Annotated in this window: 19 protein-coding genes and 2 tRNA genes; 14 read left to right on the top strand and 7 right to left on the bottom strand. The window is 72.1% G+C overall.

Annotation, left to right across the window (positions count from 1 at the left end; all coding sequences use genetic code 11):
- Positions 1-8 precede the first annotated feature (8 nt).
- Together BCL65_RS11905 and BCL65_RS11900 are read right to left on the bottom strand one after the other, a co-directional pair.
- Positions 9-1,100, bottom strand: a complete 1,092-nt coding sequence (locus BCL65_RS11905; protein ID WP_106268260.1) for a lytic polysaccharide monooxygenase — start codon at positions 1,098-1,100, stop codon at positions 9-11.
- Between the two features lie 203 nt (positions 1,101-1,303).
- Positions 1,304-1,374, bottom strand: a tRNA-Gly gene (locus BCL65_RS11900).
- Between the two features lie 132 nt (positions 1,375-1,506).
- Here BCL65_RS11900 and BCL65_RS11895 point away from each other — a divergent pair.
- The 5 genes from BCL65_RS11895 to BCL65_RS11875 all read left to right on the top strand — a co-directional run bounded on the left by BCL65_RS11895 (position 1,507) and on the right by BCL65_RS11875 (position 6,761).
- Positions 1,507-1,580 (top strand) — tRNA-Pro (locus tag BCL65_RS11895).
- Positions 1,581-1,652: 72 nt separating this feature from the next.
- The gene (locus BCL65_RS11890) at positions 1,653-2,126 is read left to right on the top strand and encodes a hypothetical protein (protein WP_106268258.1); all 474 of its coding nucleotides are present in this window, start codon (positions 1,653-1,655) and stop codon (positions 2,124-2,126) included.
- An 86-nt stretch (positions 2,127-2,212) separates the two neighbouring features.
- Positions 2,213-3,967, top strand: a complete 1,755-nt coding sequence (locus BCL65_RS11885) for a SulP family inorganic anion transporter (RefSeq protein ID WP_207767710.1) — start codon at positions 2,213-2,215, stop codon at positions 3,965-3,967.
- Positions 3,964-4,827 (top strand): bile acid:sodium symporter family protein, encoded by an 864-nt coding sequence (locus BCL65_RS11880; protein ID WP_106268257.1) that lies wholly within the window; start codon positions 3,964-3,966, stop codon positions 4,825-4,827. Before BCL65_RS11885 ends, BCL65_RS11880 begins: the two co-directional genes overlap by 4 nt.
- Positions 4,828-4,871: 44 nt before the next feature.
- Positions 4,872-6,761, top strand: coding sequence for an alkyl/aryl-sulfatase (locus BCL65_RS11875; RefSeq protein WP_106268255.1), 1,890 nt, complete (start codon positions 4,872-4,874; stop codon positions 6,759-6,761).
- A gap of 39 nt (positions 6,762-6,800) precedes the next feature.
- On the opposite strand, the gene BCL65_RS11870 is transcribed toward BCL65_RS11875, so the two are convergent.
- Entirely contained in the window at positions 6,801-7,145 is a 345-nt protein-coding gene (locus BCL65_RS11870; RefSeq protein WP_106268253.1) for a DUF202 domain-containing protein, read from the bottom strand.
- Positions 7,142-7,504 carry a YidH family protein gene (locus BCL65_RS11865; protein ID WP_106268252.1) on the bottom strand — a complete coding sequence of 121 codons (363 nt, stop codon included), beginning with the start codon at positions 7,502-7,504 and terminating at the stop codon, positions 7,142-7,144. The genes BCL65_RS11870 and BCL65_RS11865 overlap by 4 nt, the downstream gene beginning before the upstream one ends.
- Positions 7,505-7,628: 124 nt before the next feature.
- Here BCL65_RS11865 and BCL65_RS11860 point away from each other — a divergent pair, with 124 nt between their 5' ends.
- Positions 7,629-8,618, top strand: a complete 990-nt coding sequence (locus BCL65_RS11860) for a cation diffusion facilitator family transporter (RefSeq protein ID WP_243401023.1) — start codon at positions 7,629-7,631, stop codon at positions 8,616-8,618.
- A 15-nt stretch (positions 8,619-8,633) separates the two neighbouring features.
- On the opposite strand, the gene BCL65_RS11855 is transcribed toward BCL65_RS11860, so the two are convergent.
- Positions 8,634-9,587 (bottom strand): NAD(P)/FAD-dependent oxidoreductase, encoded by a 954-nt coding sequence (locus BCL65_RS11855; protein ID WP_106268250.1) that lies wholly within the window; start codon positions 9,585-9,587, stop codon positions 8,634-8,636.
- 67 nt (positions 9,588-9,654) lie between these two features.
- On the opposite strand from BCL65_RS11855, the gene BCL65_RS11850 reads away from it, so the two are divergent.
- From BCL65_RS11850 to clpX, 5 genes are all read left to right on the top strand, one after another.
- Complete coding sequence (locus BCL65_RS11850; RefSeq protein WP_106268249.1) at positions 9,655-10,266, top strand: helix-turn-helix domain-containing protein; 612 nt, start codon at positions 9,655-9,657, stop codon at positions 10,264-10,266.
- A 214-nt stretch (positions 10,267-10,480) separates the two neighbouring features.
- On the top strand, positions 10,481-11,863 hold the full coding sequence (gene tig, locus BCL65_RS11845; protein ID WP_106268247.1) for a trigger factor: 1,383 nt from the start codon (positions 10,481-10,483) through the stop codon (positions 11,861-11,863).
- Between the two features lie 165 nt (positions 11,864-12,028).
- Positions 12,029-12,667, top strand: coding sequence for an ATP-dependent Clp protease proteolytic subunit (locus tag BCL65_RS11840; RefSeq protein WP_106268245.1), 639 nt, complete (start codon positions 12,029-12,031; stop codon positions 12,665-12,667).
- Between the two features lie 51 nt (positions 12,668-12,718).
- Positions 12,719-13,447: an ATP-dependent Clp protease proteolytic subunit gene (locus BCL65_RS11835; protein WP_106268244.1), complete on the top strand. Its 729-nt coding sequence runs from the start codon at positions 12,719-12,721 to the stop codon at positions 13,445-13,447.
- 154 nt (positions 13,448-13,601) lie between these two features.
- A complete protein-coding gene (gene clpX, locus BCL65_RS11830; RefSeq protein ID WP_106268242.1) occupies positions 13,602-14,867 on the top strand; it encodes an ATP-dependent Clp protease ATP-binding subunit ClpX in 1,266 nt (421 codons plus the stop codon).
- Positions 14,868-14,877: 10 nt separating this feature from the next.
- Here clpX and BCL65_RS11825 read toward each other — a convergent pair whose 3' ends face one another.
- Entirely contained in the window at positions 14,878-16,686 is a 1,809-nt protein-coding gene (locus tag BCL65_RS11825; protein WP_106268240.1) for an AMP-dependent synthetase/ligase, read from the bottom strand.
- Between the two features lie 121 nt (positions 16,687-16,807).
- Here BCL65_RS11825 and BCL65_RS11820 point away from each other — a divergent pair, with 121 nt between their 5' ends.
- Both BCL65_RS11820 and BCL65_RS11815 read left to right on the top strand, forming a co-directional pair.
- The gene (locus BCL65_RS11820; RefSeq protein WP_106268238.1) at positions 16,808-17,185 is read left to right on the top strand and encodes a chorismate mutase; all 378 of its coding nucleotides are present in this window, start codon (positions 16,808-16,810) and stop codon (positions 17,183-17,185) included.
- Between the two features lie 158 nt (positions 17,186-17,343).
- Positions 17,344-18,594: a baeRF2 domain-containing protein gene (locus tag BCL65_RS11815; RefSeq protein ID WP_106268236.1), complete on the top strand. Its 1,251-nt coding sequence runs from the start codon at positions 17,344-17,346 to the stop codon at positions 18,592-18,594.
- A 78-nt stretch (positions 18,595-18,672) separates the two neighbouring features.
- On the opposite strand, the gene valS is transcribed toward BCL65_RS11815, so the two are convergent.
- Positions 18,673-21,468: a valine--tRNA ligase gene (valS, locus tag BCL65_RS11810; RefSeq protein ID WP_106268234.1), complete on the bottom strand. Its 2,796-nt coding sequence runs from the start codon at positions 21,466-21,468 to the stop codon at positions 18,673-18,675.
- A 79-nt stretch (positions 21,469-21,547) separates the two neighbouring features.
- On the opposite strand from valS, the gene BCL65_RS11805 reads away from it, so the two are divergent.
- Positions 21,548-22,480, top strand: coding sequence for a bifunctional helix-turn-helix transcriptional regulator/GNAT family N-acetyltransferase (locus BCL65_RS11805; protein ID WP_106268232.1), 933 nt, complete (start codon positions 21,548-21,550; stop codon positions 22,478-22,480).
- The last annotated feature ends 3 nt before the right edge of the window (positions 22,481-22,483 follow it).

Raw genomic sequence — 22,483 nt, 5'->3', positions numbered from 1 at the left:
TCACAGGATCAGGCTGCCGAGCACTCCGTGGAGATGCCGCTCGGGTCGCCGTCGCCGAGGAACCCGAACGACGTCGACGCGCCGGACGCGAGAGCACCGTTCCATCCGACGTTCGAGACCGTGCTGCCGGACACCGTCCCGTTCCACGCCTGGCTGATCGTCGCTCCGCCGACGACGACGTCCCATCCGTCGATCGCAGCGTCGCCGGCCGTCACCGTCACGTCGGCCTGGTAGCCGCCGGACCACGCGTTGGTGATGGTCACCTCGGCCGTGCAGTCACCGCCCGTGCCGTCACCCGGGTCCTCCCCGTCACCCGGGTCCTCCCCGTCACCCGGGTCTTCGCCGTCGCCGGGGTCCTCGCCGTCACCCGCGTCCTCGCCGTCACCGGGGTCCTCCCCGTCGGCGGGGCCGTCGCCGACGATGTCACCGCCACCGATGTTGATGTCGGAGCACAGGTAGTACGGCTGGTCGGCGTGGCTCGCCTGCCAGACGGTGTAGAGGACAGCGCGGCCGTCGTAGCCGGTCAGGTCCACCTCGGCCTGGTAGGGCGAGGTGGTCGGGTAGGAGTCCGTCACCTGGAGCAGGTCGAGGTCGTCCCAGCCGAGACGCTCGGTCGTGGGGTCGAAGCTGGGCTTCGAGACGTAGATCCGCAGGTAGTCGGCGCCGTGGTTCGCGCCGTCAGTCAGGGTGAGCGTGAACTGGTGGTCGACCCCGGTGGCGTACCACCCGCCGGGCGTGTCCAGGTAGTCGTACCGGCCGCCCTCGGTCTGGCCGCCTGAGCAGAGCTGCCCGTCGGGGATGAGCTCCTCGTGCCGGTGGTTGATGCCCTCGTGGTAGAGGCCGTTCCAGTTCCACATGGCGGCCGGTTCCGCCTGCCAGGCACCCCAGCACATGGGGTCGGCCTCGGCCATCTCAGGGTTCAGGTGGTCGTCGCCCCACCGCTCGAGACAGCCGTAGTTGCGGGTGGGCGGGTCGGTGACCGACCCGTGGGCGGCGGCCGAGCTCGCGCCCACCGTCGCGACGGCCACGAACGCAAGGGGTGCGACGAGGGCGGCGGTGGCGGCCATCGCCGCCCTGCGCCATCGGGTTGTGCGGGACATCGCTGTCCTCCTGATGCTCGTACGGCGGCCGCTGCGCAGCGGCCCGGATAGGTGCCATCAGGCCATGGGGTCAGGGTCGGGGCCACGGGTCGAACCGTTTAGGCGGCTCGAGGGCGGCGGCTCGAGCCGGCCGCCGGGCCGGCGCCTGCCCGGGAACAGCGAAGCCCAGGTCAGCATGGTGTGACCTGGGCTTCGACAGCGAGAGCGGGCGACGGGAATCGAACCCGCGTAATCAGTTTGGAAGACTGAGGCTCTACCATTGAGCTACGCCCGCACGTGCGCGACGGCGCCGCACCGGTGGGTGCCGCAGGCGTCGGAACGCGGGCGTCAGCCTAGCAAAGTTCGCGGCGTGCTCCGGGGCACTACACTTGCGCCGGGCCTGCCGTCCTCGGGCGGACAGGTGCCACGGGGTGTGGCGCAGCTTGGTAGCGCATCTGCTTTGGGAGCAGAGGGTCGCAGGTTCAAATCCTGTCACCCCGACCGGAGGACGGCCGATTCGCACGGCGCGGAACGTCACTTGTGGTGTCGCGGCACGGCGAGGATGCTGGCCGTATGCGGCCCATCGAGTTCGAGCTCGAGCGCCTGGTCCGGGCACCGATCGACGAGGTCTTCGCGCGCCTGGTTGACATCGAGGGGCACAACGACTGGTTGGCCGGTACGGGCAGCATGCTGAAGCGCACCCGGCAGACCTCCGCCGGGCCACCCCGAGTCGGCACGACCTTCGTCGACGTGACCCGCCTGGGTACCACGCCCGGCGAGATCGTCGAGCTGGAGGCGCCGACTCTGGTCGTCTTCCACTGGTGGGAGAGGTCCGCGGGAGGCCGGACCACGATCGAGGGATGGCCGAGCTACCACCTGCGCTCGTCCGGCGATGACGCGACGACGGTCCGGCATCGCGGTCGGTTGGTGCCGCACGGCATCTGGCGGCTGGGTGCCCCGCTGCTGCGCCGGATTGCCGTGAAGGAGCGCACGATCACGGTCGACGCGCTGCAGGCGTCCTTCGTCCGGGAGTCGACCCCGGGCTGAGTCGCACCTGCTCGGTCCCGGTCGCGGCATCGTGCCTGCTGGGGCAGGCTGCTCCGTGCAGACGCCGAGCAACCGGAGGCCAGCGCGTGAGCGACGAGACGGACGCTGCGGACGAGTCCGGCGCCTCCCGCGAGCGGCGCCGTCGCCCGACGGTCCGCGACGTGGTCTCCGGGTTCGTGACGGGACTCTTCTCCATCCCCGAGGGGATGGCCTATGCCACGGTCGGCGGCTTCGCCGCCCCGCTGGGCCTGTGGTCGGGAGCGGTGCCCACGATCGTCGGCTCGCTCTTCTCCCGCACGGTGCTGATGGTCACGACGCTGACCAGTGCCATCGTCCTCACCGCGAACAGCGTGCTGGCGGACGCGGGGCTGGACCCGGGCGACCTCGGCGCCGTCGCGACGATGACCCTGCTGGTGGGCGCCTGGATGATCCTCCTCGGCGTCCTCCGGCTCGGGGCGGTGATGTCGTTCGTCTCGACGGCGGTCATGACGGGCTTCACGGCGGGCATCGCCGTGCAGATCGTCGCCGGGGTGGTCAAGGACGCGACCGGCTACGTCCCCGAGTCCAGCAACACCGTCGGCAAGCTGCTCGAGGCGCTCTGGCACGTCGGTGACTGGGACGGCGCCACCGTCGCGGTCGCCGCGGCCACGGTCGGCCTGTGGGCGCTGCTCGGCCTGGTCCGGCCCCTGCGCAAGGTGGCCACGCTCGTCAGCCTCGTCGTCGTGACGGTCGTCGTGACGGTGACCGGCCTCGCGGTCGAGCGTGTCTCGGACATCGCCGCCATCCCGCGCTCGCTGCCCCCGTTCACGCTGCCCGACCTGGCGGCGATGCCGGCGCTCGCGACGGGCAGCCTCGCGATCGCCCTCGTCGCCCTGGCCCAGGCGGCCGGCATCGGGGCCGCGGTGCCGAACCCGGACGGTTCGCGCACCGACGTCTCGAAGGACTTCACCGCGCAGGGCCTCGCGAACGTCGCCGGCGGGTTCTTCGGCGCCCTGCCCACCGGCGGCTCGTTGTCCCGCACGGGTGTCGCCACCACCGGTGGGGCGCAGACCCGCTGGGCGGGCATCTTCGCGGGGGCCTGGCTCGTCGTCCTGGTGCTCCTGCTCGGCCCGTCGGCGGGGGCGATCCCGATGGCGGTGATCGGTGGCCTGCTGCTCGTCATCGGCGGCGAGCTCGTCGCCGGCAGGGTTGCGGACGTCCGGCTCGTGCTGCGCACCTCGACGCTGTCGTCGGTGGCGATGGTCGTGACCTTCGCCGCCACCACCCAGCTTCCGCTGCAGCAGGCGATCTTCCTGGGGGCCGGGCTGTCGATCGTGCTGTTCGCGGTCCAGGTCGCCCGCCGGGGGCGGATCGTCGAGCTGGTCCCGACCGGCGACGGCGACGACTTCCGTATCGCCGAGGTGCCGGCCACCCTGCCCAGCGGCCGGACGACGGTGCTGCACTACGTGGGCACCGGGTTCTTCGCGGAGGTCAACCGGCTGGAGGAGGAGTGGCCGCACACGAGCGGCACGCGTGACGCCGGTCTGGTCGTCTCCCTGCGGGGCTCGGCAGGGATCCCGTCGACGACGTTCCTCAAGTCGCTCGACCGGCTCATCGACCGCTGGCACGCCCGTGGGGTCGAGGTGGTCCTCTGCGGCGTGCCGGACGACCTGCGCCGGCGCCTCGACACCGGTGGGGTCACCGATCGGCTGGCGGGCTCGATCGTCTCCGACTCCGGTGGCGTGCTCGCGTCCGTCCGCGAGGCCTACGAGCTCGTCGAGCGACGGCGACAGGAACGCGCGGCACCCGACGCCGACCCCGGCGTCGATCCGAAGACCGGCACCGAGAAGGAGAACCCATGACCGACGTCCTCGCCGCGCTCGCCCAGGTGGCCGTCCTCGTCTTCGTCGTGACGTCGATGATCGCGCTGGGTCTGTCGCTGACCGTCCGGCAGGTGGTGGCGCCGTTGCGTGACCTGCGGCTCGTGCTGCTCGGCCTGGCGACGAGCTTCCTCGTCGCGCCCGCCGCGGCCTGGGGGATCGCCGCGCTGTTCGGGCTGTCCCAGGACCAGACACTCGGGCTGCTGCTGCTCGGCGTCGCCGCCGGCGCGCCCTTCCTGCCCAAGCTCGCCCAGATGGCGCACGGCGACGTGCCCTACTCGGTCGGTCTCATGGTGCTGCTCATGGTCGTCACCGTGGGCTACGTCCCGCTGGTGCTGCCGCTGCTGGTCGACGGCGTCGCGGTCGATGCGTGGGACATCGCCCGGCCGCTGCTGCTCCTCATGCTGCTGCCGCTGGCGATCGCGCTGGCGGTGCGCGCCCGGTACCCCGACGCGGCGCGGCTCGCGCCCGCCCTCAACACGGTCTCGACGACCGCCCTGGCGCTCGGCATCGGGGTCGCCGTCCTCGTGGCTCTGCCCCAGATCTGGGACCAGGTGGGCACCGGGGTGCTGCTGGCCACCCTGGTGCTCACCGCCGTCTGCCTCGCCGCCGGCTACCTCCTGGGCGGATCGGGCCGCGAGCAGCGGACCGTGACGGCGCTCGGCACGGCGCAGCGCAACCTGTCGGCCGCCCTGCTGATCGCCGGCACGAGCTTCGCGGACAGCCCGCAGGTGCTCGTGACGGTGATGGTCGCCGCCCTGCTCCTGACCGCGTCGCTGCTCCTCGTGGCCGCCGAGGCCGGTCGGCGTGCACCGAGCGAGCGAGGCGTTCGCAGCCGGTGACCGCTCACCGCGCGGATCGTTCCCCGCGATGCCATCGTGTGGCCATGACCACAGCGTCCAAGCCCCCAGCACACAGCATCGTCGACCAGCAGCAGGCCGTCCGGGACAGCCTGCCGTTCTCGGACACGCAGGATTTCGAGGACGCCACGCGTGGGCTGATCGGTCGTCGGCAGCCGAACGCCGTCACCGCCGACGACGGCACCGTCCTCTGGGACAACGACACCTACGACTTCCTGTCGGGCGACGCACCCGACACGGTCAACCCGAGCCTCTGGCGCCAGTCGCAGCTGAACGCCATCGACGGCCTGTTCGAGGTCGTGCCGGGCATCTACCAGGTGCGCGGCATGGACCTGTCCAACACGACGTTCATCGAGGGCGACGAGGGCGTCGTCGTCATCGACACGCTGCTCTCCGTCGAGACCGGTGCCGCGGCACTTGCTCTCTACCGCGAGCACCGCGGCGACCGCCCGGTCAAGGGGATCATCTACACCCACTCCCATGCGGACCACTTCGGCGGCACCAAGGGGTTCGTCTCGCCCGAGGACGTCGAGGCCGGACGGGTGCGCATCTTCGCTCCCGAGGGATTCCTCGAGCACGCCGTCTCGGAGAACGTCTACGCGGGCGTCGCGATGAACCGGCGGGCCGGGTACATGTACGGGGCGGCGCTGGCGCGCGGGCCCCAGGGGCAGGTCGGTGCCGGCCTGGGGCAGACGCTGTCCGTCGGCGAGGTCTCGTTGGTCCCGCCGACGGACACGATCTCGACCACGGGCCACGAAGAGGTCGTCGACGGCGTCCGGCTGGTCTTCCAGATGGCCCCCGGCACCGAGGCTCCGTCCGAGATGCTGATCTACCTGCCCGACTTCCAGGCGCTGTGCGCGGCGGAGGACGCCACCCACACGCTGCACAACCTGCTCACCCTGCGCGGTGCCGTGGTGCGCGACCCGCACGCCTGGGCCCGCTACCTCACGGAGACCATCGACCTGTTCGGGGACGTCGAGGTCGTGTTCGCCTCGCACCACTGGCCCACCTGGGGGCGGGAGCGGGTCGTGAAGTACCTGCAGGACCAGCGTGACATCTACGCCTACCTGCACGACCAGACGCTGCGGATGCTCAACCAAGGCCTGACGGGTCCGGAGATCGCCGAGGAGATCACGCTCCCGCCGGCACTCGAGAACGCATGGAACGCCCGCGGCTACTACGGGTCGGTCAGCCACAACGTCAAGGCCATCTACCAGCGCTACCTCGGCTGGTTCGACGGCAACCCGGCACACCTGTGGGAGCACCCGCCGGTGGAGCGGGCGAAGCGCTACGTCGAGCTCGGGGGCGGTGCGGACGCCGTCGTCGAGGCGGCACGCGCGGCGTTCGACGCCGGGGACTTCCGCTGGGTGGCCGAGCTCGTCAACCACGTGGTGTTCGCCGAGCCGGACCACGCCGCGGCCCGTCAGCTGCTCGCAGACACCTACGAGCAGCTGGGCTACGGTGCCGAGAACGGCACCTGGCGCGACTTCTTCCTGTCCGGCGCCACCGAGCTGCGGGACGGGCAGTTCGGCACCCCGACGGAGACCAACGCGCCCGACGTCATCGCCAACCTGTCCCCGGAGATGCTGTTCGACGCCCTCGCGATCCAGGTGAACGGTCCGCTGGCGTGGGACGAGAGGCTGACGGTCGACGTCGTGCTCACCGACACCGGCGACCGCTACCGCCTGCGGCTGGCCAACGGTGTGCTGACCTACAGCGCAGCGCCCCAGCGCGGCGAGGCGGACGCGACGCTGACGGCGTCGAAGCAGGCGCTGCCGGTCCTCGCCACGGGGGGTCTGCCGCCCGAGAAGCTCGCCGCCGTCGGCATCGACCTCAGCGGCGACCCCGGCGTCCTCGGCCGGCTCGTGGCCGTGCTCGAGCCGGGCGACAAGGACTTCGCCATCGTCACGCCCTGACCGGACGTCCTGGTCCTCGCGTCCCGACGGCGGGCAGCGTCAGAACACGAGGACCAGGACGACGCCACCCGCGCCGAGCAGGCCGGTCCCCGCGCAGATCAGCGCGATGCGACGGCCGTGCCGCAGCCGCGGCGTCTCCTCCTGCAGCCGAGCGCCGGTGTGCCGGGCGTGCTGCGCGGCGAACCACCACATCGGGGGAGTGAGCGCCAGGGCGATCCCCGCGGCGAGGGCCAGTGCGCGCGAGCCCTGCACCGTGGGGAACACCTGGATGGCCACCAGGCACGCCGCGATGAAGGAGAGCAGGGTGCGGCGCCACGCGAGCGCGGTCCGCTCGGCCGCGAGACCGCGCTCACCGCGGTCAGGAGCCTGCGCCGGGTCGCTCATCGCAGCAGCAGCGCCAGCAGCACGAGGATCCCGACCACCGTCACCGTGGTGACCAGCACGAACCCGGTGAGGGCCCCCGGCAGCGGGGCGTCCTCACGCATGGCCCGCTCGGTGCGGGCCCACTCGACCGCCGCGACCACGGGCACGACCGACCCGGCCACCAGCAGCACCACCGCGGCGACGAGTCGCAGGTTCGGCTCCATCGGCAGGTCCAGGGCCTCCAGCGCCGTCCCGCCGGCGATCAGCCCGAGCGACGTGCGCACCCACGCGAGGATCGTGCGCTCGTTCGCCAGGGAGAACCGGGCGTCGGGCTCGGTCCCGCGGGTGTACACCCACCGGGGGAATCGTTCGGCGGCCATGGGTCCCCTCTCGGCGGGCGGGTGCGGCGTCCCGCGGCCATCCTGGCACCTGGCCGCCCCGTCGGCACGGGCAGCGCACCGCCGTCACCAGGCACGACCCCTCGCCGGACCCTAGGTTGGTGGCGTGAGCACCGAGACCACGCCACGCCTGGCCAGCGGGCCCGACCGCAGCGAGAGCACCGGGACCGTCGTCGTCGCCTTCGTGGCCAACGCGCTCGTGGCGGTCGCCAAGTCGGCTGCCGCCGTCCTGACGGGTTCTGCGTCGATGCTCGCGGAGGCCGTGCACTCCTGGGCCGACGCCGGCAACGAGGTGTTCCTCCTCGTCGCGGACAAGCGCTCCCGGCGGCCGGCCGACGCCGACCACCCGGCCGGGTTCGGGCGCGAGGCGTACGTGTGGTCGATGTTCGCCGCGATCGGACTCTTCGCCGTGGGCGCCGGGGTCTCGGTCACGCACGGCGTCCAGGAGCTGCTGAACCCGCAGCCCGCGGAGGACTTCGGCATCGCCTACGGGGTGCTGGCCGTCGCGTTCGTCCTCGAGGGGGTGTCGTTCCTCAAGGCATGGCGCCAGGCGCGCGCCGAGGCGCGCGAGGTGCGCCGCGACGTCGTCCAGCACGTGGTGATCACCTCCGACCCGACGCTGCGCGCCGTCGTGGCGGAGGACGCCGCGGCGCTCGTCGGTCTCGTCGTGGCCTTCGCCGGGATCCTCGCGCACCAGCTGACGGGCTCCTCGGTCCCGGACGCGGTCGGGTCCATCGCGATCGGCGTGCTGCTGGCCGTCGTCTCGGTGCTGCTGGTGGACCGCAACCGACGGTTCCTGGTCGGTGAGGTCGCCCAGCCGGCTACGCGTGCGGCGGTCCTGCGGCACCTGCTGACGCTGCCGCAGGTGGACCGGGTCACGTACCTGCGCCTCGAGTTCGTGGGACCGCGCTCGCTGTACCTCACGGCGAGCGTCGACCTGCGCGGCGACGAGCGCGAGGTCGCCGTCGCCCGCCGGCTCGACGAGCTCGAGCGGGAGATGGTGCGCTCGGACGTGATCAGCGGCGCCGTGTTCACCGTCTCCACGCCCGAGGAGCCGTCCCTGGACGTCGCCTCCGCCGACACCGGCCGGCGGTAGGAGGGTGGGCGGCTCCTAGCCCGCCGTCGCTGCGGTGGCGTCCTCCTCGATGAGGTCGAACGTCAGCTGGGCGGCGGCCCAGGTGCCCTCGGCCGCGGCCGTCGAGACCTGGGCGGCCAGGTTCGTGGCGTTGCCTGCGACCCACACACCGCCCACGGACGTGCGGCCGGTCGCGTCCGCGACGACGTGCTCGCCCTGGCCCGACGGGTGCGGCGCCACCTCGAGGCCGAGCTGCCGGACGACGTCGGTCCGGGCGCGCATCGTCGTCGCCACGGCGACGGCGTCGAGGGGGACCGCGGTGCCGTCGGCGAGCACGACACCGGTCAGCCGGCCGTCGCGGGCCGTGACCTCACGGACCTTCCCCGCCACGACGGTGACCCCGCGGGCGGCGAGCTTCGCGGCGTCGTCCGGCGACAGGTCCGGTGCGGTGTGCGCCAGCAGCACCACCTGGTCGCTCCACTGGCTGAACAGCAGCGCCTGGTGCGTGCCCTGCGGGCCGGAGGCCAGGACGCCGATGCGCTGGTCGCGCACCTCGTAGCCGTGGCAGAACGGGCAGTGCACCACGTCCCGGCCCCAGTGCTCGGCCAGGCCGGGCACGTCCGGCAGCTCGTCCACGAGCCCGGTCGCGACGAGCAGCCGTCGCGCGCGGGTGACCCGGCCGTCGTCGAGCGTCACCGCGAAGGGGTGGGTGCCGCCGTCGTCGCGGACGACCTGGGCCACGCGCCCGTCCACGACCCGGCCGCCGTAGCTCCGGACCTCGTCGCGGCCTGTCGCGACCAGCTCGGCGGGGGAGACCCCCTCGCGCCCGAGGAGGCCGTGCACCCCGGCTGCGGGGGCGTTGCGGGGCTCGCCCGCGTCGATCACGGCGACCTTCCAGCGGGCGCGGGCCAGTGTCAGGGCACCGCTCAGCCCGGCGGCCCCGCCGCCGATCACCAGCACGTCGTACGTCGTCTCCAGGTTCTCGTCCATGTGTCCCAGCGTGCGCCGCAGCGGGCCCGGTCGCAAAGCCCGTTGCCGAGATGGCAAGATCTCGACCATGGACGACGACGCACCCGACACCGACGAGCTCTCCGCCGCGCTGGGCACGGTCGGACCGCGCCTGCGCAGCCTCCGGCAGGCGCAGGGCGTCACCCTCGCCGCGCTGTCCGCCCGCACGGGCATCTCCGTGAGCACGCTGTCCCGGCTGGAGTCCGGAGCGCGCCGGCCCTCGCTCGAGCTGCTGCTCCCGCTGGCCCGGGCGCACGGCGTCACCCTCGACGACCTGGTGGACGCCCCGACCACCGGTGACCCCCGGGTGCACCTCAAGCCGGTGACGGCCGACGGCCTCACGATGATCGCCCTCACGCCGGGCTCTCCCGAGATCGGGGCGTACAAGATGATCCTCGAGGCGGACGCGCGCCCCGCTCCCGACCCCCGCACGCACGAGGGGTACGAGTGGCTGTACGTGCTCACCGGCCGCCTCCGCCTCGTCCTCGGGCACCACGACGTCGTCATGGGGCCGGGGGAGGCCGCCGAGTTCGACACCCGCGTGCCGCACTGGTTCGGCCCGGCCGACGGCGAGGCCGTCGAGCTCCTCAGCCTCTTCGGCAAGCAGGGGCAGCGGGCGCACACCCGGGTGCGGCCCCGGCGTCGCGAGCGGGAGGCGTGACGATCCGCCGGGGGCGTGGCGTATCCCACCGGTGGCGGCACGTCGGCGCCGAGGCGTGTGGCGTATGATCGACGGGTTGCCCGTACGCCTGCCGTACCGGGCTCCGGTTCATCACAGAGCACGCCCACAGCACAGCATCCAGCGCCGCAGCAACCAGCCCGGCACCACCGGCGAGACGCGCGCGCACGCACCCGACACGTTGGAGACCATCGAAGTGAAGAGCGCCGTCGAGACCCTGGACCCCACCAAGGTCAAGCTGACCGTCGAGGTGGAGTACGACGAGCTCAAGCCGAGCATCGACCACGCCTACAAGCACATCGCGGAGCAGGTGAACATCCCCGGCTTCCGCAAGGGCAAGGTCCCCCCGCGCATCATCGACCAGCGGGTCGGCTGGGGTGCCGTCGTCGAGCACGCCGTGAACGAGGGCCTGTCGGGCTTCTACCGTGACGCCGTGACCGAGACCGAGCTGCGCCCCCTGGGCCAGCCCGAGGTCGAGGTCACCGAGATCCCGGAGAAGGCGGGCGAGGGCCGGCTGGCGTTCGTCGCCGAGGTCGAGGTCCGCCCCGAGGTGAACCTGCCCGAGCTGTCCGCCCTCGAGCTGACCGTCGAGTCGACCGAGGTCGCCGACGCCGACGTGGACGAGCGCCTCGAGTCCCTGCGCGAGCGCTTCGGCACCCTCGTGGGCGTCGACCGCCCCGCGGCCGAGGGCGACTACGTCGTCATCGACCTCAAGGCCGTCATCGGCGACGAGGAGATCGACTCCGTCTCCGGCGTCTCCTACCAGATCGGCGCCGGCAACATGCTGGAGGGCCTGGACGAGGCGCTCACCGGCCTCTCCGCCGACGAGACGACCACGTTCACGTCGAACCTCGCCGGTGGCGAGCACGCCGGCGAGGAGGCGACCGTCACGGTCACCGCCACCTCGGTCAAGGAGCGCGAGCTGCCCGAGGCCGACGACGACTTCGCCCAGATGGCGTCGGAGTTCGACACCCTCGACGAGCTGAAGGCCGACCTGCGCGAGCAGGTCGCGTCCTCCAAGACCTCGAACCAGGCCGTCGCCGCCCGCGACGCCCTGCTCGAGAAGCTGCTCGAGGCCGTGGAGATCCCGGTGCCGCAGGGCGTCGTCGAGGCCGAGGTCCACCGCCACCTCGAGCAGGAGGGCCGGCTCGAGGACGACGAGCACCGCGCCGAGGTCACCGTGGACGCCACCAAGGCGATCACCAACCAGATCCTCCTCGACACGCTGGCCGAGGAGCTCAAGGTCCAGGTGGGCCAGGGCGAGCTCATCGAGTACCTGGTGCAGGCCTCGCAGCAGTACGGCATGGAGCCGCAGCAGTTCATCCAGACCCTCGACCAGGGCGGGCAGATCCCCGCGATGGTCGGCGAGGTCGCGCGCTCCAAGGCGCTCGCGGTCGCGCTGCGCGACATCGAGGTCAAGGACTCCGAGGGCAACGTGGTCGACCTGACCGAGTTCATCGGCACCGCCGAGGACGACGAGGCCGAGGCGGCCGCCGCCGAGGACGAAGCCGTCGAGGCGGACGCCGGCACGGACGAGCCGGCCGAGGGCGAGCCCACCGAGGAGCAGGCCAAGGCCTGACCCCCCGACGACGACGGCCCGCACCTTCCGCACGGAAGGTGCGGGCCGTCGTCGTCCCCGCCGGTGACGGGCCTGTGCGCCAGCAGCGAAACCGGGCGCACCGGGGACTCTTCGTGCCGGTCGGGCGCGTTAGGGTCGAGCGACAGCGAACTGAAGGAGACGGACGTGAACGACCTGCTGCAGGTGGACCAGGCGGCGCCGGTGGCCCGGTCCGAGGGACAGGGCTTTGGCCTCAACGACTCCATCTACAACCGGCTCCTCAAGGAGCGCATCATCTGGCTGGGTTCGGAGGTGCGCGACGACAACGCCAACGCGATCTGCGCCCAGCTGATGCTCCTGGCGGCCGAGGACCCCGAGAAGGACATCTACCTCTACATCAACTCGCCCGGTGGTTCCATCACGGCGGGCATGGCGATCTACGACACGATGCAGTTCATCCAGCCCGACGTGGCCACGGTGGCGATGGGCATGGCGGCATCGATGGGGCAGTTCCTGCTGTCCTCCGGGGCGCGGGGCAAGCGCTACATCACCCCCCACGCCCGCGTGCTGATGCACCAGCCCTCGGGCGGCGTCGGCGGTACCGCGACCGACGTGCGCATCGGTGCCCAGCTGATCATGCACATGAAGAAGGTGCTCGCCGAGCTCACGGCCGAGCAGACCGGCAAGCCGCTCGAGCAGATCCTCAAGGACAACGACCGCGACAGCTGGTTCACGGCGACCGAGGCGCTGGAGTACGGCTTCGTCGACCGCGTCGTCGAGACGGCGTCGTCGGTCCCCGGTGGCGGTGGCACGAACGCCGACTGAGACCACCCCACCGACCCCGGTCGCAAGACCCATCCTGTTCCGAGGAGAACCATGAGCTACTCGCCCGAGTACCAGTTCGCGATGACGGCCGAGCGCCTCGCCGGGAACGCCGCCCGCCCGGGCGGCGTCGCGATGCCGTACGGATCGAGCACCGCCGCGCCGTCTGCACGCTATGTGCTGCCCCAGTTCGAGGAGCGCACGCCCTACGGGTTCAAGCGCCAGGACCCGTACACCAAGCTGTTCGAGGACCGCATCATCTTCATGGGCGTCCAGGTCGACGACGCCTCGGCCGACGACGTGATGGCGCAGCTGCTGGTCCTGGAGTCCCAGGACCCGGACCGCGACATCATGATCTACATCAACTCGCCGGGCGGGTCGTTCACGGCCATGACGGCGCTGTACGACACGATGCAGTTCATCAAGCCGCAGATCCAGACCGTCTGCCTCGGGCAGGCGGCGTCGGCGGCGGCCGTGCTGCTGGCCGCGGGCCAGAAGGGCAAGCGGCTGGCGCTGCCCAACGCCCGCGTCCTCATCCACCAGCCGGCGATGGAGAACGGTGGGTACGCGCAGGCGTCCGACATCGAGATCCACGCCAACGAGCTGATCCGCATGCGCGAGTGGCTCGAGGAGACGCTGGCGATGCACACCGGCAAGGACGTCCAGCAGATCCGTGACGACATCGAGCGGGACAAGATCCTCACCGCGGCCGCGGCCAAGGACTACGGCCTGGTCGACCAGGTGCTCGAGTCCCGCAAGGCCCTCGCGCACCTCGAGCGCTGACCTGCCCCGGGCGCATCCTCGACGCACCACGACCCGGGTCTCCGACAACCCTGTCGGTGACCCGGGTCGCGCCACACCGGGGCGACCGTACTGACAATACGGCCCGCGTGGTGTGAAATGGACGAAGGACCTGCACGAGACAAGGAGGCCCGAGGTGGCTCGTATCGGTGACGGCGCAGACCTGCTGAAGTGCTCGTTCTGCGGCAAGTCCCAGAAACAGGTCAAGAAGCTCATCGCAGGACCGGGCGTGTACATCTGCGACGAGTGCATCGACCTGTGCAACGAGATCATCGAGGAGGAGCTCGGCGAGGCCACCGAGGTCGGCATGACGGAGCTGCCCAAGCCCCGCGAGATCTTCTCGTTCCTCGAGCAGTACGTGATCGGCCAGGAACCGGCGAAGCGCGCGCTCGCCGTCGCCGTCTACAACCACTACAAGCGGGTGCAGGCCGCGCCGCCGGCGAAGGGCGACGACGACTCCGTCGAGATCTCGAAGTCCAACATCCTGCTCATCGGTCCCACCGGCACGGGCAAGACCTACCTGGCGCAGACGCTCGCCAAGATGCTCAACGTTCCGTTCGCCATCGCGGACGCCACCGCCCTCACCGAGGCGGGCTACGTGGGCGAGGACGTCGAGAACATCTTGCTCAAGCTCATCCAGGCCGCTGACTACGACGTCAAGAAGGCCGAGACGGGCATCATCTACATCGACGAGGTCGACAAGGTCGCCCGCAAGGCGGAGAACCCGTCGATCACGCGGGACGTCTCCGGCGAGGGCGTCCAGCAGGCGCTGCTGAAGATCATCGAGGGCACGAGCGCCTCGGTGCCCCCGCAGGGCGGACGCAAGCACCCCCACCAGGAGTTCATCCAGATCGACACGTCGAACGTGCTGTTCATCGTGGCCGGCGCCTTCGCCGGGCTGGACGACATCATCGCCGCGCGCGCCCGCAAGCGGGGGATCGGCTTCTCCGCACCGATGGAGTCGGGCGGAGACGAAGACCTCTTCTCGGAGGTCCGGCCCGAGGACCTGCACAAGTACGGCCTCATCCCCGAGTTCATCGGTCGGCTCCCCGTCATCGCCTCGGTCTCCCCGCTCGACCGCGAGGCACTGGTGCGCATCCTCACCGAGCCTCGCAACGCGCTGGTCAAGCAGTATCAGCGCATGTTCGAGATCGACGGCGTCCGGCTGGAGTTCGCGGACGACGCGATCGACGCCATCGCCGAGCAGGCGTTGCTGCGGGGCACCGGCGCCCGTGGGCTCCGCGCCATCATGGAGGAGGTCCTCCAGCAGGTGATGTTCGACGTCCCCAGCCGGGACGACGTCGAGGGCGTGGTCGTGACGCGGGACGTCGTGGAGGAGAACGTCAACCCGACGATCGTCCCGAGGTCTTCCGGGCCGGTCCGCAACCGCAAGTCGGCCTGAGAGCCGTCCGTCAGGCGTAGATCGCGTCGATCTCGGCGGCGAAGTCCTTCACGACCAGGGCGCGCCGAACCTTCATCGACGGCGTGAGGTAGCCGCTGGACTCCGTCAGGTCGCCGTCCAGGACCCGGAAGGCACGGATCTGCTCGGCTCGTGACACCGCGGTGTTGGCCGCGTCGACGGCCTCCTGCAGGGCGGCGAGGACGGCGGGGTGCTCGCGTGCCGCCGCGACGGAGAGCGGGGGCAGGCCGCGCGCGGCGAGCCAGCGCGGCAGCAGCTCGGCGTCCAGGGTGACCAGCGCGGCGACGAACGGGCGCTCGTCGCCCACGGCGACCACCTGGGAGACGAGCGCGTGGGACCGCACGGCGTCCTCGAGCGGCGCCGGCGCGACGTTCTTGCCCCCGGCGGTCACGAGGATCTCCTTGGCGCGTCCGGTGAGTCGCAGGTTGCCCCGTGCGTCGATGTGGCCGAGGTCGCCCGTGCGGAACCAGTCGCCGTCGAACGCCTCCGCGGTCCGCAGCGCGTCGTTCGCGTAGCCCCGCATCACGTGCGGGCCACGGACCTGCACCTCGCCGTCGTCGGAGATCCGGGCCTCCGTCCCGGGGAACGGCGGGCCCACGGTGCCGACGGCGACCGATCCCGGCAGGTTGACCGCTGTCGGTGCCGTGGTCTCGGTCAGGCCGTAGCCCTCGAGGATCGTCAGCCCCGCTCCCCGGTAGAAGTGCCCCAGGCGTTCGCCGAGCGGCGCCCCGCCGGAGATGGCGTGGCGGACCCGGCCGCCCATGGCGGCGCGCAGCCTGGCGAGCACGAGCCGGTCTGCCAGCGCGTGCTGGAGGCGCAGCGCCAGGCCGGGCCCGCCGTCGTCCAGGGCACGCGACCACGCCGTGGCGACGCGGGTGCCCCAGGCGAAGACGCGGCCGCCCAGGCCGCCCCCGGCCGACTGCTCGGCAGAGTTGTAGACCTTCTCGAACACGCGGGGTACCGCGAGGAGGTAGGTCGGGCGGAACCCGCGCAGGTCCGCCACGAGGTCCTTGACGTCGCCGGTGTGCCCCACGACGGTCGTGCCGGCGATCGCCGCCACCTGGATCAGGCGCGCGAAGACGTGCGCGAGCGGCAGGAACAGCAGCGTCCGGGCGTCGTGCGCCGCGACCACGTCCGGCAACGCCACCCGGGCGTTGAGCGCCAGGTGGCAGAAGGCCCGGTGGGTCAGCTCGGCGCCCTTGGGCCGGCCCGTCGAGCCCGAGGTGTAGACGATCGTGGCCAGGTCGTCCGGCCCCACGGCGTCACGGCGCGCGACCACCTCGCGGTTCGACACGCGGCGTCCGGCCGCACGCAGCGTCGCCACGGCGGCGTCCTGCGCGCCGCAGCGGCCGCCGTCGAGCACCAGGACCCCCTCGAGCTCGGGCAGGTCCCCGTCCACCTGACCGACGGCATCGGCGTGCGCGCGGGTCTCGACGACGGCGAGCTTGACCCGGGCGTCGGCCAGGATCCAGTGCACCTGCTCGGGCGAGCTGGTCTCGTAGACCGGCACGGGGACCGCGCCGGCGGTCCAGATCGCGAAGTCGAGCAGCGTCCACTCGTAGCGGGTGCGGCTCATGATCGCGACGCGGTCACCGGGCTCGATGCCGTGCGCGACGAGACCGCGGGCCACCGCCAGGACGTCGGCGTCGAACTCGTGGGCGGAGACCGCCGTCCACGCGTCGCCGTCGCGACGTTCGAGCAGCGGGTCGTGGCCCGTGCGTCCGACCCGGTCGGCGAGGAGCGAGGGGATGCTGGTGCCCTCCGGCACCTCCACGAGGCTGGGCGTCGCGGCATGGTTCATCGGGAAGTGTCTCCGGCTACGGGGGTTCGGCTCCGGACGCGGAGCCTGCAGGACACTACACGGCCGAGGTCACATACCGGTCACGTCCCCCGATGACGAGGGGCGAACGTAGGATCGGGGCATGGTCCAGCCCTTCGACGAAGCGCCCGTGCCCGAGACCGGTCGGGCGCTGCCGCCCGAGATCCTCGAGCTGCGCAGCACCATCGACAACATCGACGCGGCGCTCGTCCACCTGCTGGCCGAGAGGTTCCGGGCGACCGAGCGGGTGGGGCAGCTCAAGGCGACGGACGGGCTGCCGCCCGCCGACCCGCAGCGGGACCGCCAGCAGATCGACCGCCTCAAGACCATCGCCTCGGGTGCGGGGCTGGACCCGCAGTTCGCCGAGGAGTTCCGCCACTTCATCGTCTCGGAGGTGATCCGGCACCACGAGCGGATCGCCGCGGAGCACGAGGCCGGCCGGCGGGCGGGCAACGCGCCACCTCTCGACACCTACAGTTGAAGGGGTCGTCGAGACCCTGAGGGCCACTGAGGCCCCCCGAGGCCGGCGCATGTTCGTGGACGGCGAACCGGCGCCACCAGGGCGCGTCGTGGGTGGCGCGCCGCGAGGATCCGTCGCACGCTGGGAGGCACAGTCGACGGACCCAAGGGGGATCCTGCATGACGATCGAATGGCTCAAACCTCTCGTCGGCCACCCGGGCCCGTTCGCGACCGTCTATCTCGACGCGACGCGTGCGGCCGAGGCCGGGGACAGGGACGTGGCGAACCGCTGGCGCTCGGTGCGGCGGATCCTGACGAAGCAGGGCGCACCGGACGGTGTGCTGCGCGATCTGGACGACGCGGTCGACCGCCCCACGTGGGTGCCGGGACCGCACGGCCGCGTGCTGATCGCCGACGCCGACGGTGTCCTGGTCGACCGGGTGCTGCGCGAGCCGCCCGCTGTCATGGCCGGCGTCTGGCACCAGGTGCCGTCGCTGCTGCAGGCGGCACGCTCCGCGGACCAGGCGGTGGACGCGCTCTGCGTCGCGGTCGACCGCCAGGGCGCGGACTTCTGCGCCCTGGACGGCGAGGGCAACCCCGTGGGGGAGGTGGAGACCTTCGAGGGGTCGCACGACGAGGTCTCCAAGACGTCGAGCACCCGGACCAAGCGGGCCACGATCGAGTCCCGTGCCGAGGACTCGTGGCGCCGCAACGCCGAGGCCGTCGCCGGTGAGATCGGGCGCCGTGTGGCGTCCGGCCAGCCGGAGATCGTGCTGCTGACCGGCGACGTGCGGGCCGTGAACCTCGTCCGCGGCGCGCTGGGCCAGGAGGTGGCCCGCATCTCCGTCGAAGTGCCGGGCGGTGGCCGGGGGGGATCCGGCGTCCACCCCGGGGCCTTCGCGGCAGCCGCCGCCGACGCCCTCGACTCCTTCCGGGAACGTCGCCGCGAACGCGTCCTGGCCGAGCTCCGCGAGGGGCTGGGCCGCGAGGCGGGGGCGGTGACGAGCGTGGACGACGTGGTCGAGATGCTCTCGCGAGGTCAGGTCAAGCACCTCGTGCTGTCCGAGCAGCTCGCCGACGACGCGGCGCGTGCGCTGCGCTCCTGGAGCGACGGCGAGACCAACGGGTCCGCGACCGGCGGCCTGCTCAACGGCCGGAACCTCTGGATCGGCCCGGAGCCGCTGCACATCGGTGTCGCGAGGGCCCAGCTGGTGGACCTGGGCGTCACGGAGGGTCTGGAGGAGCTGCCGGCGGCGTCGGCGCTCCTGCGCGCAGCCGTCGCTCAGGACGCGGGTCTCGTGTTCGCGCCCGAGGGGTCCGTCGATCTCATGGACGGTGTCGGTGCGACGCTGCGGTGGCACGACGACGGCACACCGCACGAGTCGGCGGACTCGATGAGTGGTGACAGCGGGCGTCGCAGCTCGCTCTGACGACGGACGGACGCCGGGGCGGTACGCGGTCTCGCGTACCGCCCCGGCGTCCCTCGTCGTGCCTGGCTCGCGGTGGCGTCAGCCGCGGGGCTTCTTGGCGGGCGGCTCGCCCAGCTCGGAAGCGGTGACGACGATGCCGCCCTGCACGTCCGGGTTGCCCTGACCCTCGGTCGCCTCGACGAGCTCGAGCGTGCCCTCGACGCGTCCTGCACCACGGATGTCGCCGATCGCCGACTCGACGCCGGGAAGCAGCGCGGCCGGGACGGCCACCGTCCCCGACAGGATCGGCGTCCGCATCGAGACCTTGGCCGCGGACTTGACCTTGCGCAGCGCCGCGAGGGCGTTCCCGGCGGCGGCCAGGGCCAGCGGATCGGCGTCGGCGGCCGCCGACCGCAGCGGCTGCGCCGTCGGCCACGGTGCCCGGTGCACCGAACCGGTGCGCCACCAGGACCAGACCTCCTCGGTGGCGAACGGGATGAACGGCGCCAGCAGGCGCAGCATCACGTCGAGCGCGATCGCGAGCGCCGTGCGCGCGGACACCGTCTCGGCGGTCAGGTCGCTCGCGGACGCCCCGGCCCCGTAGGCGCGGTCCTTGACGAGCTCGAGGTAGTCGTCGCAGAACGCCCAGAAGTAGGACTCGGTGATCTCGAGCGCGCGCGTGTGGTCGTACGCCTCGAGCGCGGCGGTGGCCTGGTCGACGACGTCGGCCAGCCCGGCGAGCATCGCGCGGTCGAGCTCGACGGTCACGGCGGCCGGGTCGAGGGTGATCTCGCCGGTGCCGGACTCCGGGTCGACGCCGAAGGTCAGGGCGAACTTCGAGGCGTTGAGCACCTTGATCGCCAGCCGGCGGCCGATCTTCATCTGGCCGACCTCGAACGCGGCGTCCGTGCCGAGGCGTGCCGCGGCGGCCCAGTAGCGCACCGCGTCGGAGCCGTGCTCGACGAGCAGATCCATCGGGGTGACGACGTTGCCCTTCGACTTCGACATCTTCTTGCGGTCCGGGTCCAGGATCCAGCCGCTGATGGCGGCGTTCTTCCACGGCAGCACGCCGCACTCGAGGTGCGAGCGCACGACGGTGGAGAACAGCCAGGTGCGGATGATGTCCTGACCCTGCGGGCGCAGGTCCATCGGGTACACGCGCTCGAAGAGGTCGGCGTCCCGCTCCCAGCCGGCCACGATGAGCGGCGTCAGCGAGGACGTCGCCCAGGTGTCCATGACGTCGGCGTCGCCGACGAACCCGCCCGGCTCGCCGCGCTGGGACTCGTCGTAGCCCGCCGGCGCCTGGGAGGTGGGGTCCACCGGGAGCTCGGCGGCCGTCGGCGTGATCGGGTGGTCGTGGTCGATCTCGCCCGACGCGAGCACGGGATACCAGACAGGGACCGCCACGCCGAAGAACCGCTGGCGCGAGACCAGCCAGTCGCCGTTGAGGCCACCGACCCAGTTCTCGTAGCGCACGCGCATGAAGTCGGGGTGGAAGTCGAGCTCCTTGCCGCGGGCCAGCAGCTCGGACTTGAGGTCACGGGTGGTCCCGTCGGTGCTCCACTCCCGGCCGCCGTTGCGGATGTACCACTGGCGCGAGGTGACGATCTCGAGGGGCTTGTCGCCCTTCTCGTAGAAGTTGGTCATGCGCTGGGTCGGCTTCGGGTCGCCGTCCAGGTCGCCGCTCTCGACGAGCGCCTCGACGACGGCCTTGCGGGCGCTGAACGTCGTCCTGCCGGCGAGCCCCTCGGCATAGAGCCCGGCGCCGGGGCCGGCGGCGATCCACTCCGGCGTCTCGCGGTGCAGGCGGCCGTCACGGCCGATGACGGAGCGGGTCGGCAGCTGCAGCTCGCGCCACCACTGCACGTCGGTGAGGTCGCCGAACGTGCAGCACATGGCGATGCCGGCGCCCTTGTCGACCGAGGCGGCCGGGTGGGCCAGCACGGGGATCTCGACACCGAACAACGGCGACGTCACCGTCGTGCCGAAGAGGTCCTGGTAGCGCTCGTCGTCCGGGTGGGCGATGAGGGCGACGACGGCGGGCAGCAGCTCGGGCCGGGTGGTCTCGATGTGGACCGGGGTGCCGTCGGGTCGGTGGAAGGCGACGCGGTGGTAGTGGCCCGGGTACTCGCGCGCCTCGAGCTCGGCCTGGGCGACGGCCGTCTGGAACGTCACGTCCCACAGCCCCGGCGCCTCGGCCTGGTAGGCCTCGCCCCGCTCGAGGTTGCGCAGGAACGCCCGCTGCGAGGCGGCGCGCGACGTCGCGTCGATCGTCTGGTACGTCTGCGACCAGTCGACGCTCAGGCCGAGCCGGCGCCACAGCTCCTCGAACTGGCGCTCGTCGTCGGCGGTGAGCCGCTCGCACAGCTCGATGAAGTTGCGGCGGCTGATCGGGACCTGGTCGGCGGGCTTGACGGCCTTGCCCTCGGTGCCGGCGTGCGGAGGCTCGAAACCCTCCACGTACGGCAGCGACGGGTCGCACCGCACGCCGAAGTAGTTCTGCACGCGGCGCTCGGTGGGCAGGCCGTTGTCGTCCCACCCCATGGGGTAGAAGACCTCCTTGCCGCGCATGCGCTGGAAGCGGGCCACCACGTCGGTGTGGGTGTAGCTGAACACGTGGCCGACGTGCAGCGAGCCGGAGACGGTGGGCGGCGGGGTGTCGATCGAGTAGACCTGCTCGCGCGTCGCCGTACGGTCGAAGGTGAAGGTGCCCTCGGCCGACCAGCGCTCGTCGAACTTCTGCTCGAGCCCGTCCGTGCTGACCTTGTCCGGTACCTCCCGGACCACCGCGCGCACGACGTCGCCGGACTGGCCGGTACCGGTGGTGGGTGCGGAGGTCTGTGCGAGGGCCGCGTCGGACTGCGTGCTGGCCCCGGTGCTCGGGAAGTCGCTCATGGTCAGACATTGTCCCAGATCGCGCTCCGTCCTCGACACGGATCCCGCTGCTCGAAATTCTCTGACTATGATCAGAGGTATGGCTCCTCGTCCTTCCGCACCGGCCGACCCCGACCTGCCCGACGTGCCCGGGCACGTCGAGGTGGTCCGCCGCTTCAACCGCAGCTACACCCAGCGCATCGGCGTGCTGGACGACTCGTTCCTGGGTCTCGGCATGCCGCTCGGCACGGCCCGGCTGCTCTACGAGATCGGCGTCCAGGCCGGGACGACCCGCGACCTGCGCGCCCGCCTCCAGCTCGACTCGGGCTACCTGAGCCGGCTGCTGCGGCGGCTGGAGTCCGACGCGCTGGTGTCCGTGGAGCCCGACCCGGACGACCGCCGTCGGCGGCGGGTAGACCTCACCCCGGCCGGACGGCGGGCGTGGGACGAGCTCGAGCGGCGCTCGGGCGAGCGCGCGCGACACCTGGTCGCACCCCTGACCGAGCGTCAGCGCGACCGGCTGGCGGCCGCGCTGGCCGAGGCCGACCTGCTGGTCCGCGCGGCCACCGTCGAGATCGAGCAGGTGGACCCGACGGACCCGGCCGCGCTCGCCGCCGTCCGGGCCTACGTCGACGAGCTCGACGAGCGGTTCCCCGGCGGCTTCGCGGTGGGTGACCTCACTGCGGGCACGGAGGGACTACGGCCACCCGACGGCGCCTTCGTCGTCGCCACCAGCGATGGCGTCCCGGTCGCCTGCGGGGGAGTGCAGCCGCTCGGCGGGGGCGTCGGCGAGATCAAGCGCATGTGGGTGCACCCGCAGTGGCGCGGCGCCGGTCTCGGATCTCGGCTGCTGCGCCACCTGGAAGGTGTCGCGGCCGACCTGGGCCACACCACCGTGCGTCTCGACACGAACGGCACGCTGACCGAGGCGGTCGCGATGTACGAGCGCGCGGGGTACCGCGCCGTGGACCGGTACAACGACAACCCGCACGCCACGCACTTCTTCGCCAAGAGACTGCGTCGCACCGGGTGAGGG

It is taken from the genome of Isoptericola halotolerans, assembly GCF_003003075.1.
GTDB classification, from domain to species: Bacteria; Actinomycetota; Actinomycetes; order Actinomycetales; family Cellulomonadaceae; genus Isoptericola; species Isoptericola halotolerans_A.
Note: the sequence above shows the minus strand (reverse complement) of the source record. Positions and strands in the feature narration are given on the sequence as shown.